Below are 13996 nucleotides of genomic sequence, written 5' to 3'. Positions count from 1 at the left end.
ATACTTTGGGAAAGCGCTTGCCAACCAGAAGGGGCACGGTGCATGATGGATGCAGTGGGAATGCGCTTTCCCAGTTCAGTTTGAGTAACACTGCTCACTCACCGTGGAGGACACATGGGCTTCGAAACAAAGACGATCCGTATCGCCATGAATGGCATCACCGGCCGGATGGGTTACCGCCAGCACCTGCTGCGTTCCATCCTTCCCATCCGCGACGCTGGGGGCTTTACCCTGGAGGACGGCACCAAGGTCCAGGTGGAGCCGATCCTGGTGGGCCGCAATGAAGCCAAGATCCGCGAGCTCGCCGAGCTCCACAAGGTGGCCGAATGGACCACGGACCTGGATTCCGTGATCAACGATCCTTCGGTGGACATCATCTTTGATGCGTCCATGACCAGCCTCCGTGCCGCCACCCTGAAGAAGGCCATGCTGGCAGGCAAGCACATCTTCACGGAGAAGCCCACAGCCGAATCGCTCGAAGAAGCCATCGAGCTGGCCCGGATCGGCAAGGAAGCCGGCGTCACCGCCGGTGTTGTGCACGACAAGCTGTACCTCCCCGGCCTGGTCAAGCTCCGCCGCCTGGTGGACGAAGGCTTCTTCGGCCGGATCCTCTCCATCCGCGGCGAATTCGGCTACTGGGTCTTCGAAGGCGACGTCCAGGCAGCGCAACGACCGTCCTGGAACTACCGCAAGGAAGACGGCGGCGGCATGACCACGGACATGTTCTGCCACTGGAACTACGTCCTCGAAGGCATCATCGGCAAGGTCAAGAGCGTCAACGCCAAGACGTCCACCCACATCCCGGCCCGCTGGGACGAGGCAGGCAAGGAGTACAAGGCCACGGCCGACGACGCCTCCTACGGCATCTTCGAACTCGAAACGCCGGCGGGCGAGCCGGTCATCGGCCAGATCAACTCCTCCTGGGCTGTCCGCGTCTACCGCGACGAGCTTGTGGAATTCCAGATCGACGGCACGCACGGTTCGGCCGTTGCCGGACTCAACAAGTGCGTGGCCCAGCAGCGTGCGCACACCCCCAAGCCCGTCTGGAACCCGGACCTGCCCGTCACGGAATCCTTCCGCAGCCAGTGGCAGGAAGTCCCTGCCAACGCCGACCTGGATAACGGCTTCAAGCAGCAGTGGGAAGAGTTCCTGCGCGATGTCGTAGCCGGCCGCGAGCACCGCTTCGGCCTGCTGTCCGCTGCCCGCGGCGTCCAGCTCGCCGAGCTTGGCCTGCAGTCCAACGACGAACGCCGCACCATCGACATCCCGGAGATCACGCTCTGATGACTTCCCTGATTCTTCCCACCCACGACGGCGGCACCCGCGAGTACCGCCTCCAGGGCGGCGTGTCGTGGGCCCGCCCCACCGCCCCGCTCACGTCGCGGCGTGCCTACGCCGCCGCCCACGTCATTCCCGAGGTCCTGGCGGACAACACGCCAGGTGCCCCGGCCAGCCTCGACTGGGACGCCACCCTGGCGTACCGGCACGAACTCTGGTCCTACGGGCTTGGTGTCGCCGACGCCATGGACACCGCCCAGCGCGGTATGGGCCTGGACTGGGCCGCAACCCAGCAGCTCATCAAGCGCACCGGTGTGGAAGCCGCTTCGGTGGTCGCTGCCGGTGGCCCCGCTACGGCCGGCAAGACTGTGCGCGACCTCGTCTCCTGCGGTGCCGGCACCGACCAGCTGGACCTCGCCACACTTCCAACGGGCAACGTAGGTCTTGCAGCCGTCCTGGACGCGTACCGCGAGCAGATCAGCGTCGTCAGTGAAGCCGGACCCAAGATCATCCTGATGGCGTCCCGGGCGCTGGCCCGCGTGGCCAACGGTCCGGACGACTACCTGGACGTCTACTCGACGCTGCTGCAGGAAGTGGACCAGCCCGTCATCCTGCACTGGCTCGGGACCATGTTCGATCCCGCGCTGGCCGGATACTGGGGTTCGGACGACGTCGCTGCCGCGACCGAGACGTTCCTGTCCCTGATCCGCGGACACGCGGACAAAGTGGACGGCGTGAAGGTGTCCCTACTGGATGCTTCGCATGAGGTTGCCCTGCGCGCTGCCCTTCCGGAAGGCGTCCGCCTCTACACCGGCGACGACTTCAACTACCCGGAACTGATCGACGGCGACGGCAGCCACCACTCGGACGCGCTGCTGGGCATCTTCGCTGCGATCTACCCTGCCGCATCGGTTGCGCTGCAGAAGTACGACGCCGGCAAGGCTGAGGAAGCGCGCGCCATCCTGGACTCCACCCGCGAGCTCGGCAAGCACATCTTCAGTGCCCCCACGTTCTACTACAAGACCGGGATCGCCTTTATGTCCTGGCTCAACGGCAGGCAGCCCGGCTTCCAGATGGTGGGCGGCCTGCACTCCGGCCGCTCCGTGGTGCACCTGGCCAAAACGTTCGAGCTGGCCGACCAGGCAGGGCTGCTGAAGGACCCGGCGCTCGCCGCCTTCCGGATGTCCGACTACCTGCGCATCAACGGAGTGGGAGTATGACATCTAATTCAGCACCGTCCCCTTTTTCACGGCTTTCCCTGAACAGCGCCACTACCAAGAAGCTGACGCTTGCCGAAGTGGTTGATGGCTGTGTCCGCGCCGGAATCCCCGCGATCGCCCCGTGGCGCGACCGGGTTGAAGAAGCGGGGCTGGACAAGGCCGCGAAGCTGATCAAGGACGCCGGCCTCCGGGTCTCCTCCCTGTGCCGCGGCGGCTTCCTGACAGCGCCCGACGCCGATGGCCAGGCCGCCGCCCTGGCGGACAACCGCGCGGCCGTCCTCGAAGCCGCTGCGCTGGACACCAGGGAACTCTTCCTGGTGGTCGGCGGGCTGGCTCCGGGGGAGAAGGATGTGGTGGCCGCGCGCCAGCGCGTTGCCGACCGCCTTGCCGATCTTGTCCCGTTCGCCTCGGAGCAGGGCATCCGGCTGGTGCTGGAACCGCTGCACCCGATGTACGCAGCGGACCGCGCCGTCATTTCGACCCTGGGCCAGGCCCTGGATCTTGCAACCCCGTTTGATGCGCAGGCCGTGGGCGTCGCCGTCGACACGTTTCACGTCTGGTGGGACCCGGAGCTGAAGGCGCAGATCGAACGCGCCGGCAGGGAAGGGCGCATCGCCTCCTACCAGGTGTGTGACTTCAACATGCCCATAGCGGCCGATCCGCTGCTGTCCCGGGGCTTTATGGGCGACGGCGTCATAGACTTCGCCACCATCAGCACCTGGGTCAGGGACGCCGGGTACACCGGGGACATAGAAGTTGAAATCTTCAACCAGGAGATCTGGGACGCCGACGGAGACGCTGTCATGGAAACCGTCAAGGCCCGCTACGCGGAACTCGTCCTGCCTTACGCCTGATTCACACCGCAGGTTCGCAACACTCACACAGCGAAGAACACCCCCGGTCTGAAGACCGGGGGTGTTCTTCGCTGACCGGCGCATCCGTAACGGAGGTGCTGGCTCAACAACTTGTGCCCCAGGAGGGAATCGAACCCCCGACCGGCGGATTAGAAGGCCGCTGCTCTATCCCCTGAGCTACTGGGGCACGTGGCGCCACGACCAGAGATCCGGCGCATCAAAAGTTTACATGGCCCCGCGTGCGGCAGCGTCACCTGGGCGCGCTGCCGGTACTTCTCCTCAACAAGGCAGTTTCGGGAAGGGTTGTGCACATACGCGAACTTGTCTCTCGCGACCCGGTGCTGTCCGCGCGAAGCTGGTTCTGCCGCTAAGGCGCTACCTTTCGAGACAGGACAAGATGATGACTGACTACCAAACATTCCGGGGCTTCGTTGCCACGGATATCAAGACCTCCACAACTCCGGGCGGCGTTGGCACCGCCTCGTTCCGCCTCGGTTCAACGGCGCGGCGTTTTGACCGTGCCACCAGTACCTGGGTGGACAGCCACACCAACTGGTTCAACGTCCAGGGCTACCGTCAGCTTGCCGGGAACATGGCCTGCAGCATCAAAAAAGGCCAGTGCGTCATCGTCGTTGGCCGGCTCAAGCTGCGCAGCTGGGAGAAAGACGGCCGGGTCTACCATTCGGCCGAAATCGATGCGGATTCCGTGGGTCACGACCTCAAGCGTGGTTCGGCCAACTACATCCGTACCAGCGATACCGGACTGCACCTCGTCTCAGACAACGGCGCGGCAGGGCAGGAGGCGTCAGCGGAAGGCGGCGGCGTCGGCCCCGCTGATCCTGACGACGACGGCGGAGACCCGGAAGAAGGGGAGCACACGGACGATGACGCTGCAGCGTTGGGAGTCTTCCACGAGGATGCAGACGGCAACCGCATTCCGGTGGACGCTGAAACAGGCGAGCTCGCCGGAGCCACCGCCTGAAAGTGCTGGCGCTGGATACCGCACGGGACGCTGGCGGGCCCGGGGCCGGCAGTCCGCCCGCGCCGGCACCGTTCCGTCCCAGGCTTGGCCGCGTGGCAGAATGGCGGCATGAATCGCGCGACGGACACCCGGCAGGCAACCCCCATCACCAGCCGGGCCACCCGTTCCCGTCGGTTTGGGCCAGCTGCGGGTCGGGCGCCCGCGGCGCTCGCCGGAAGCCTCCTGATGGTTCTTGCGCTTGCGGCCTGCACCGGCGGCTCCCCAACGGCGACCGGCACGGGCGCTGCCACGCCCGGCGAAGTGGCAACCTCCTCGGGGATGGCAACCACGGGCTCCACCCAGCCGGCCGCCACGCCCCCGGCGGAGTATCCGGCCACCGCGGTCATGAAACAGACAGTAACGGATGCGCTGGGCAGGCTGGCGGCCGGGACACCAAAGCCAGCCACAGCCCAGGTGACCGATGCCCTGACCGGCGCCGGGATTCCCCCTGCGGCCGTTGAAGTGTCGGCGAGCCGGACGCCTACCGGGCTGGAGGCTGATGCCATTGAGGCCGCTGTGTTGCAGGGCACCGACTGCGTGGTGGGACAGGTCCGCGACGGCAAGGTCACCGTTATCGTTCTGCCGGTCCTGGCCAGCGGCAGGTGTTTCGTGGGAGCGGCTGCCTGACGCCTCGAATGTGAGTTAAGGCCGCCAACCCACTAGATTTGGAACCATGGCGGAATTTATCTACACAATGACCAATGCCCGCAAGGCAGTTGGCGAAAAACTCATTCTTGACAACGTAAGCATGTCGTTCTTCCCGGGCGCCAAAATCGGTGTTGTTGGCCCGAACGGTGCCGGTAAGTCCACCATCCTGAAGATCATGGCCGGACTGGACATCCCCTCCAACGGTGAGGCCCGGCTCAGCCCCGGCTACACCGTGGGGATCCTGTTGCAGGAACCGCCACTGAACGAGGAAAAGACTGTCCTGGGCAACGTCCAGGAAGGCGTTGGCGAGATCTACGGCAAGATCCAGCGCTTCAACGAGATCTCCGAGGAAATGGCCAGCCCCGACGCTGACTTCGACGTCCTTCTTGAAGAAATGGGTCAGCTGCAGGAAGCCATTGACGCTGCTGAGGCCTGGGATCTCGACTCCCAGCTCGAGCAGGCCATGGACGCCCTCCGCTGCCCGCCCGCGGACGCCGACGTGACACTGCTCTCCGGCGGTGAGCGCCGCCGCGTGGCCCTATGCAAGCTCCTGCTGCAGAAGCCCGACCTCCTGCTCCTGGACGAGCCCACCAACCACCTGGACGCCGAGAGCGTGCTGTGGCTGGAACAGCACCTTTCCAGCTACGCCGGCGCAGTCCTGGCCGTCACCCACGACCGGTACTTCCTTGACCACGTCGCGGAATGGATCGCAGAGGTTGACCGCGGCCACCTGTACCCCTACGAAGGCAACTACTCCACGTACCTGGAGAAGAAACGTGCCCGCCTGGAAGTCCAGGGCAAAAAGGACGCCAAGCAGGCCAAGCGCCTCACCGAGGAACTCGAGTGGGTACGCTCCAACGCCAAGGGCCGCCAGACCAAGTCCAAGGCCCGTCTGGCCCGCTACGAGGAGATGGCAGCCGAGGCCGACCGCACCCGCAAGCTTGACTTCGAAGAGATCCAGATCCCGCCGGGCCCGCGCCTGGGCGGGCTGGTCCTGGAAGCCAGGAACCTGCAGAAGGGCTTCGACGACCGCACCCTGATCGACGGCCTGTCCTTCACGCTTCCCCGCAACGGCATCGTCGGCGTCATCGGCCCCAACGGCGTGGGCAAGTCCACACTGTTCAAAACCATCATCGGCCTGGAGCCGCTCGACGGCGGCGAGCTGAAGATCGGCGATTCGGTCAAGATCTCCTACGCGGACCAGAGCCGCGGCGGCATCGACCCGACAAAAACCCTGTGGGAAGTTGTTTCCGACGGCCTGGATTACATCCAGGTCGGCCAGGTCGAAATGCCATCCCGCGCCTACGTTGCCGCTTTCGGCTTCAAGGGCCCGGACCAGCAGAAGAAGGCCGGGGTGCTCTCCGGTGGTGAGCGCAACCGCCTCAACCTTGCGCTGACCCTCAAGCAGGGCGGTAACCTGCTGCTCCTTGACGAACCCACTAACGACCTCGACGTCGAGACCCTCAGCAGCCTTGAAAACGCGCTGCTTGAGTTCCCCGGCTGTGCCGTGGTGGTATCGCACGACCGCTGGTTCCTGGACCGTGTGGCCACGCACATCCTGGCCTACGAAGGCGACGAGGAAAACCCCGCCAAGTGGTACTGGTTTGAGGGCAACTTCGAATCCTACGAGGAGAACAAGGTAGAGCGGCTCGGACCCGATGCGGCCAAGCCGCACCGCGTGACGCACCGCCGCCTCACCCGCGACTAACAGTCGCCCGCCGGCAGCCAGTCAGCAGGCAACCCGGTCAGCACAGGAAAACCCCGCTCGGAAATATTTCCGGGCGGGGTTTTCTGCATCAGTGGATGCCTTGCTGAGGGACCGACGACTCAGACCTGCGCAGTGTTCCTGCTCTGCAGTGCTTCGGGCACCCGCAGCATGCCCTCCTGCGCCACCGTGGCTACGTGCACGCCGCTGCGGTCGAAGATCTTGCCCGTGGCCAGCCCGCGTGCGCCCTGGGCGCTCGGCGATTCCTGCACATACAGCAGCCAGTCATCAACCCTGACGGGACGGTGCCACCACATGGCGTGGTCCAGGCTGGCCACGCTCATGCCCGGAGTCATCCAGGAAAGGCCGTGCTTGCGCAGGATGGGTTCCAGCAGTGTGTAGTCGCTGGCGTAGGCCAGTGCCGCCCGGTGCAGATTGGGGTCATCGGGCAGCGCACCAATGGTCTTCATCCACACGGCGTTCGTGGCCACTTTCTCCTCGGGGGCCGAGACGTACAGGGCGGGGTCGATGTGCCGCACGTCGAAGGGCCGTTCGGACGACATATGGCGGGCCATGGGGTGGTCATAGCGGGCGAGTAGATCGGCCGTGCTGGGCAGCGACTCCGGATCCGGTATGCCTGCCGGCATGGTGGACTGGTGGTCCAGGCCGTCGTCCTCGTGCTGGAACGAGGCGATCATTGACAGGATCGGGACCCCGTCCTGGTATGCGTGGACACGGCGGGCCGAAAACGAGCGGCCGTCGCGCAGCCGCTCCACCCCGAAAGTGATGGGCTTGTTGGCGTCGCCGGCCCGGAGGAAGTAGCCGTGCATCGAGTGGGCCACACGGTCCGGCTCCACGGTCCTCATGCCGGCCATCATTGACTGGGCCAGCACCTGGCCGCCGAAGACACGGTGCCGTGGCTGCCTCTGGGAGGGCCCGAGAAAAATGTCTTCATCCGTCCGGGCGCCGTCCAGGCTGCCCAGATCGAGCAGTCCGATCAGGGTATCCATGGGGTCATCGATGGCGGCCTCTTCGTCAAGGCCGATGTACGCGTCAGTCATGGTTCGACTCTAGACGTCGCCCTGCCGCTGCTCAACCAAGCTTCAGCCGGTAGTGTTCTTAATGTGTCTGACCTACTTACGAAGTCCTTCCGGTTCGCCGATCCACGTGATCTCGCCGATCTGCGAACATTCACCACCCGTGCCAAGACGGTCGACGACGGCGCCATCCGGCTTCAGGCCGCAGGTTCCGTTCTCGCGGCCTACGTGTGCATTCTGCGGCCCCGCCTGCTAGGCGAATCCACCCCCACCATCCTGGGCCTGCGCACCATGGCGCTGGCGGAACCTTCCGCGATTGACGTGACGGTGCCGCTCTCAGCCGTCCTTGACCGGCTTGCCAGGGCAGGGGAGGACGACGTCGAGCTGCCGGTTCCGCCGTCCACCGTTACCGAATCGTGGACAGGCGTCGGCGCACCGCGCACCGGCTGGGAGCTGGTGGGTGCGTTGTCGGATGCCGAACTCCGGCGCGCGGCCGAAGCCGGCATCACCGAAGTGGCGGGCATCATGCCCGCCCAGCCGGGGGCGCTGATCGTCAACAACGCACGCGCCGCTGTGTGGGGCCGGGCCCTTGATGACTCCGGACTTCCCGCAGGAGCCGCCTTCGCGGCCCTCACCCTGGGATTCCTCGCAGACGCGGACCAGAAGCTGTACCGGGCGGGCCGTTGGTTCCGTCTCAGTGGTCCACGCGGCCACGTCCTGGCACGCACCGGCAGCGGCCTCTAAAACCCGGCCAGCCGCCGTCGTACGCGCCCATACGCTAAGCCCGAAGGCCGCGTCAGGCCTCCGACGGGCTGTTCACCATGGACAGCGCGGCGCGTTCCATGTAGTCCCAGAGCGTTCCCTCGTACAAGGGTGGCAGTTCCAGGGCATCGACAGCGGTCCGCATGTGGAACAGCCAACGGTCCTTGGCCTCCGGCGTGACCCGGAACGGTATGTGGCGCATCCGCAGGCGAGGGTGGCCGCGTTCCTCTCCGTACGTGGTGGGGCCGCCCCAGTACTGCTCCAGGAACATCAGGAACCGCCGTTTGGCCGGTTCGAGGTCCTCCTCCGGGTACATCGGGCGCAACAGCGGGTCCGTGGCCACGCCGTCGTAAAAGACATCGATCAGCTTGACGAACGTCTCGTGTCCGCCCACGGCATCGTAGAAGTTCTCCGTGTAGCCGGGCTGGCTGAAGGGATCGTTCTGCATGAGCTGGCGTGGCTGCTGCGGCTCGGCGGGAATGGTCATGTCTCTATTCTCCGGCCTTTTGCTCGGTCTTTTTCGCCTCGGTGGCGGGCGCACTCAGGGCAGTGTCCTGCCCGGCCACCGGCGAGTCCTCGACCGGCAAGTCCGGCACCGGCACGTAGTTGCCCTGGGAACGGTTGCCGACGCGAAGGATCTCGCCGTTGCGGAGGTACCAGATGGCGCCGTCCTCCGAGCGGACCCGGGTGATGCGCAGCCCCATGGACTCGACCACACCCACTACTTCGCTGGTTTCGATGACGTCGCCGATCCCGTACTGGTCCTCGATGGTGATGAAGATCCCGGCGAGGAAGTCCCGGATCAGCTGCTGGGCGCCAAAACCGATGGCGATACCCAAGATGCCGACGCTGGTCAGCAGCGGTGCGATGTTGATGTCCAGGTTCTGCAGCACGTACATGATGGTGATCACGGCCACCAGCACGCCCACGATGCTGTTGAGCAGGGAACCGATGGTCTCCGCCCGCTGCACGCGGCGATCATGGTCCAGTGCCCGCAGCGCCGGGGCGACCCACTTGAAATGCGGTTTCTTGAAGAAATTGGTTCCCGCAGCCACGCGCTTGGTGATCCGTGAAATCACGAACGTAGCCACCAGCCACACGGCGATTCCGACGCCAAGGCTGACCGCGATGCCCGTGATGCTGACGCCGTCGGGCTGCGAGGTGAGGGGCGGTGGTGTAATCGACATCGTGCTGAACATAGAGGTAAAACTCCTTGGAGGGGTCACCGGCGGCGGCCGGGGGATGACGTCGGCCCATGCACAGGTTCGCCCGCGGCATAAGGCTCTATTCTCTTTCAACCCTAGCGCCGTAGCGTGGCCCCATGCGCATCCTCATATTGGGCGGAACCGCCTTTCTCTCATCTGAAATCGCCCGGCAGGCCGTTTCCGCAGGTCACACAGTCACGTGCCTGGCCCGCGGATCCGCGACGGAACCGCCAGACGGCGTCCGGTGGGTAAAAGCGGACCGTTCACTCGGCGCGAACAGCTACGCACAGGTGGCAGGGGAGTGGGATGCGGTCATTGACGTGGCCCGCGATCCTGTCCTGGCCACGGGGGCGCTGGCCGCCCTGGCCCACCGGGCTGCCCACTGGACGTTTGTGTCCAGCTGCTCCGTCTATGCGGACCCTTCGACGCCGGGAGCGGCTGAGGACGCTGACCTGCTGACACCGCTGCCAGCCGGCACGGACTCCACCCCGGAGAACTATGGGGAATCCAAGTCAGCGATTGAACAGGCAACCCTGGAAGCCGTGGGCGCCAGGGCGCACCTCTGCCGCGCCGGCCTGATCAGCGGCCCCGGCGACGGAACGGACCGGTATGGCTACTGGCCCGCAAGGTTCGCAAGGGACAACGGCCCGGCCGTGGTCCCGGCCATCGCCGGCCACGCTACACAGGTCATTGATGTCCGGGACCTCGCGGCCTGGGTCCTCGATGCTGCGCAGCGCGGGGTGACCGGGCCGCTGAACGCAGTGGGGGACCAGGTGCCCTTCGGCCAGTACATCGAGGCAGCCAAAACAGCGGCCGGGTACCAAGGCGAGGTCCTCAAGGCTCCCGAGGATTGGCTCCTGGAGTCCGGGATCGACTATTGGGCCGGACCGGATTCCCTCCCGCTGTGGCTGCCGCCCGGCCACGAGGGGTTCTGCAGCCGCAACAACCACACCGCCAAGGCCGCCGGGCTGGCGATAAGACCCTGGCAGGAAACGCTGGCGGCCACACTGGAGGACGAACGCCGCCGCGGCCTGGACCGCCCCCGCAAGTCAGGGCTCACGCCCACCACCGAAGCCCGGCTGGCAGAGGAGCTTGTTCGAAGCCGCTGAGTCCGGCCGGGCGCGGACGGGGTAGCGCCGCACCCATGTAGGTAGCAGCACATGTCGTTATGAGCGCTCATAACGACATGTGCTGCTACCCAGTTGGGAGGTCTCAGGCCACCACAGTCACGGGCGAATGATGCACGGGGAAGTTGACGCTCCGGGCGATGAAACAGACCGCGTTGGCTTCGCGGTGCAGCTGTTCCGCCAGATCCACATGGGCCGCGTCCGCCACGGTCACCCGCGGGTTCAGCGTGACGGACTCGAACTGTCCGCTGCCATCGCGGTTCAGCCGCATCACACCGGTGGCGTCGTCCTGATAGTCGGTCACCACCACCCCGTGCTTCACCGCCACATGCAGGAACGACAGCATGTGGCACTGCGCCAGCGCAGCCAGGAGCAGCTGCTCCGGGTTGTACCGGTCACGGTCCCCATGGAACGTCGGATCGGCGGAACCGGGCAGGACCGGCAGCCCTGGGATCCGGATGTCGTGGTCCCGTGAGTAGCCCCGGTACGACGACGTGCCGTCGCCCAGGTTGCCGGTCCACTGCACCGTCAGGGAATAGTGGTGCTCGCCCAAGCCCACGGCGCCGGCCTAGGCTTCGCCCGGCAGCACGTCGCCCGCGCGTGCCCGCAACGCGCGGGCCACGCCGTCCCGGTTTTCCAGCATCATGCGGCGCAGGGCGCTGCTGTCGGCCGGAAGACCGGCGAGGAAAGCATCCGTCCGGTCCACCGTTGCCTGCGTGGTCAGCAGTGCCGGATAAAGCCCGACGACGATCTGCTGGGCGAGTGCGTGCGTGCGGTTTGCCACGATCCCGGAAACAGCCTCGAAGTACTTTTCCGCATACGGCTCCAGCAGCGAACGGTCCAGCACCCGCATAAAGCCTGTGACGGCTGAACCCTGGAGCGCATTGGAGAGTTCTCCCGTGACCACGACCGAGTCCCAGGCGGCGGCCTTGGCTTCGGCGGTGGGGATGGCGGCCGTGGCCAGCGCCGCGGCGTTCTGTCCGCTCGCGGTGTTGTCGCGTTCCAGTTCGGCGTCGATCTGTGCCTGGCCCCGCCGGCCACCGGCCACCAGGGACGCCAGCAGCTCCCAGCGGAGGTCCTGGTCCACGGCCAGCCCCTCCAGGGTGGCCGTGCCGTCCAGCAGTCCGGCGACGGCGTCCAGCTGGCCCGGGCTGCCGGCCAACAGGGCAAACGACTTCACGAACTGCAGCTGGGCGTCGGACCCGCCGGGCGCTGCGCTGGCCAGGTCCCAGAGTGTGTCCACGGCGGTGACCGTTGTGGCCTCGCGGTGCTCCTCGGCCACATAGAAGTTCAGCGTCGTGGCCAGCTGGCGCAGCTGGACCAGGATCACCGAAGAATCCGATTCCGCGGCCACGTTGGCCAGGATCAGCTCCACATACCGGCGCGCCGGGGACTCGCCGTCGCGGGCAGCGTCCCAGGCGGAGTTCCACACCAGAGTGCGCGGCAGGCTCTCGCTGAAGTCCTTCAGGTGCGCCGTTGCCGTGGCGAGGGACTTCTCGTCCAGCCGGACCTTGGCGTAGGCGAGGTCGTCGTCGTTGACCAGGATCAGGTCAGGCTGCGTCAGGCCTGCCAGCTCCGGCACCTCGGTGCGCTCGCCGTCGACGTCGAGCTCCTCGCGGTGCACGCGCTCCAGCTTGCCCGCGCTGTTCAGGTTGTAGAACCCGACGGCGAGCCGGTGCGGACGGATGGTGGGCCACTCCTCGACGGCGGACTGCACGATGGTGAAGGATGTCAGCGTCCCGGAGCCGTCCACGGAGAGCTCCGGCTTGAGCGTATTGACGCCGGCAGTCTCCAGCCAGAGGCGGCCCCACTGGTCCAGGTCGCGGCCACTGGCCTTCTCCAGCTCCACCATGAGGTCGCTCAGCTCGGTATTCTGCCAGGCGTGCTTCGCGAAATACTCCCGGACCCCGGCCATAAACTGCTCCGGCCCCACCCAGGCCACCAGCTGGCGCAGGACCGAGGCGCCCTTGGCGTAGGTGATGCCGTCGAAGTTGACCTCCACGTCCTGCAGATCGTTGATGTCGGCGAAAATCGGGTGAGTGGTGGGCAGCTGGTCCTGGCGGTAGGCCCAGGACTTCTCCACCGAGGCGAAAGTTGTCCACGCGCTCGTGAAGGACGTGTTTTCCACGGCCGCGAGGTGGGACATGTATTCGGCGAAGGATTCATTGAGCCAGAGGTCGTTCCACCAGCGCATGGTCACCAGGTCGCCGAACCACATGTGGGCGAGTTCGTGCAGCACGGTGATGGCCCGGCGCTCGATCTGGGCCCCGGTCACCTTGCTCCGGAAAACGTAGCCTTCCAGGATGGTCACCGCGCCGGCATTCTCCATGGCGCCCGCGTTGAACTCGGGGACAAAGAGCTGGTCGTACTTCTCGAACGGGTACGGGAAGCCGAACTGCGCCTCGAAGAATTCGAAGCCCTGGCGGGTCAGGTCAAAGATGTTGTCCGCGTCGAGATATTGCATCAGGGACTTCCGGGCAAAAACTCCCAGCGGGATCACGCGGCCGTCGGAACTGGCCACTTCGCTGCGGACCGACTGGTACGGGCCGGCGATCAGGGCCGTGACGTAGGAGGACAGCCTGGGTGTGGGGGCGAACCTCCAGACGGACCGCGCGCCGCCGTCGTCCCCTGGTGTGGCTTCCACCGGGCCGGGGGTGGGGGAGTTGGAGATGACATCCCAGTGCGACGGCGCCGTGACCGTGAACCTGAAGGTGCCCTTGAGGTCGGGCTGCTCAAACACCGCGAACATCCGGCGCGAATCGGGAACCTCGAACTGCGTGTACAGGTACACCTCGTGGTCCACCGGATCCACAAAGCGGTGCAGGCCTTCGCCGGTGTTCATGTACGGCGCGTCGGCTACCACCGTGAGCTCGTTGGCCGCGGCCAGGTCCGGCAACTGGATCCGGATACCGTCGGACACTGCCGCAGGGTCCAGGGCGTGCCCATTGAGCGAGATGCTGTGCACGGCATGCGTTACGGCGTCGATGAAAGTGGTGGAACCCGGCACTGCCGTGAACTTCACGGTGGTGGTGGTCCCGAAGACCTTCTGGCCCCTGGTCAGGTCGAGGATGACATCGTAGGAATCAACGTTGATGAGTGCGGCACGCTCGCGGGCTTCGGTGCGAGTCAGGTTCATACC

Annotated in this window: 13 protein-coding genes and 1 tRNA gene; 8 read left to right on the top strand and 6 right to left on the bottom strand. The window is 65.8% G+C overall.

The window, feature by feature from the left end; genetic code table 11:
- The first annotated feature begins 114 nt into the window (after positions 1-114).
- The 3 genes from CXR02_RS04225 to CXR02_RS04215 are packed head-to-tail and all read left to right on the top strand — an operon-like array spanning position 115 to position 3352.
- Positions 115-1284 (top strand): Gfo/Idh/MocA family protein, encoded by a 1170-nt coding sequence (locus CXR02_RS04225; protein WP_104060855.1) that lies wholly within the window; start codon positions 115-117, stop codon positions 1282-1284.
- A complete protein-coding gene (locus tag CXR02_RS04220; RefSeq protein WP_104060854.1) occupies positions 1284-2498 on the top strand; it encodes a dihydrodipicolinate synthase family protein in 1215 nt (404 codons plus the stop codon). The genes CXR02_RS04225 and CXR02_RS04220 overlap by 1 nt, the downstream gene beginning before the upstream one ends.
- Positions 2495-3352: a sugar phosphate isomerase/epimerase gene (locus CXR02_RS04215; RefSeq protein ID WP_104060853.1), complete on the top strand. Its 858-nt coding sequence runs from the start codon at positions 2495-2497 to the stop codon at positions 3350-3352. Before CXR02_RS04220 ends, CXR02_RS04215 begins: the two co-directional genes overlap by 4 nt.
- 114 nt (positions 3353-3466) lie before the next feature.
- Here the strand turns inward: CXR02_RS04215 and CXR02_RS04210 are convergent.
- A tRNA-Arg gene (locus CXR02_RS04210) sits at positions 3467-3539 on the bottom strand.
- Between the two features lie 213 nt (positions 3540-3752).
- Here CXR02_RS04210 and CXR02_RS04205 point away from each other — a divergent pair.
- The 3 genes from CXR02_RS04205 to ettA all read left to right on the top strand — a co-directional run bounded on the left by CXR02_RS04205 (position 3753) and on the right by ettA (position 6729).
- Positions 3753-4334, top strand: coding sequence for a single-stranded DNA-binding protein (locus CXR02_RS04205; protein ID WP_181037116.1), 582 nt, complete (start codon positions 3753-3755; stop codon positions 4332-4334).
- Between the two features lie 108 nt (positions 4335-4442).
- The gene (locus CXR02_RS22775) at positions 4443-5000 is read left to right on the top strand and encodes a hypothetical protein (RefSeq protein ID WP_258060759.1); all 558 of its coding nucleotides are present in this window, start codon (positions 4443-4445) and stop codon (positions 4998-5000) included.
- 46 nt (positions 5001-5046) lie between these two features.
- Entirely contained in the window at positions 5047-6729 is a 1683-nt protein-coding gene (gene ettA, locus CXR02_RS04195) for an energy-dependent translational throttle protein EttA (RefSeq protein WP_056340620.1), read from the top strand.
- 119 nt (positions 6730-6848) lie between these two features.
- On the opposite strand, the gene CXR02_RS04190 is transcribed toward ettA, so the two are convergent.
- Complete coding sequence (locus CXR02_RS04190; RefSeq protein WP_104060851.1) at positions 6849-7787, bottom strand: acyl-CoA thioesterase II; 939 nt, start codon at positions 7785-7787, stop codon at positions 6849-6851.
- 63 nt (positions 7788-7850) lie between these two features.
- On the opposite strand from CXR02_RS04190, the gene CXR02_RS04185 reads away from it, so the two are divergent.
- Entirely contained in the window at positions 7851-8507 is a 657-nt protein-coding gene (locus tag CXR02_RS04185; protein WP_104060850.1) for a hypothetical protein, read from the top strand.
- 52 nt (positions 8508-8559) lie between these two features.
- On the opposite strand, the gene CXR02_RS04180 is transcribed toward CXR02_RS04185, so the two are convergent.
- A complete protein-coding gene (locus CXR02_RS04180) occupies positions 8560-9012 on the bottom strand; it encodes a globin (protein ID WP_104060849.1) in 453 nt (150 codons plus the stop codon).
- Positions 9013-9016: 4 nt separating this feature from the next.
- On the bottom strand, positions 9017-9724 hold the full coding sequence (locus CXR02_RS04175) for a mechanosensitive ion channel family protein (RefSeq protein ID WP_104060848.1): 708 nt from the start codon (positions 9722-9724) through the stop codon (positions 9017-9019).
- Positions 9725-9846: 122 nt separating this feature from the next.
- Between CXR02_RS04175 and CXR02_RS04170 the strand changes: the two genes are divergently transcribed.
- A complete protein-coding gene (locus CXR02_RS04170; protein ID WP_104060847.1) occupies positions 9847-10839 on the top strand; it encodes an NAD-dependent epimerase/dehydratase family protein in 993 nt (330 codons plus the stop codon).
- A 103-nt stretch (positions 10840-10942) separates the two neighbouring features.
- On the opposite strand, the gene CXR02_RS04165 is transcribed toward CXR02_RS04170, so the two are convergent.
- Both CXR02_RS04165 and pepN read right to left on the bottom strand, forming a co-directional pair.
- On the bottom strand, positions 10943-11416 hold the full coding sequence (locus CXR02_RS04165; RefSeq protein WP_104060846.1) for an OsmC family protein: 474 nt from the start codon (positions 11414-11416) through the stop codon (positions 10943-10945).
- Positions 11417-11425: 9 nt separating this feature from the next.
- On the bottom strand, positions 11426-13993 hold the full coding sequence (pepN, locus tag CXR02_RS04160; RefSeq protein ID WP_104060845.1) for an aminopeptidase N: 2568 nt from the start codon (positions 13991-13993) through the stop codon (positions 11426-11428).
- Positions 13994-13996 lie beyond the last annotated feature (3 nt).

It is taken from the genome of Arthrobacter sp. 4R501 (assembly GCF_002929755.1).
Classification (GTDB): domain Bacteria; phylum Actinomycetota; class Actinomycetes; order Actinomycetales; family Micrococcaceae; genus Arthrobacter.
The sequence above is the reverse complement of the archived record's forward strand: the minus strand, read 5'-3'. Positions and strand labels throughout refer to the sequence as shown.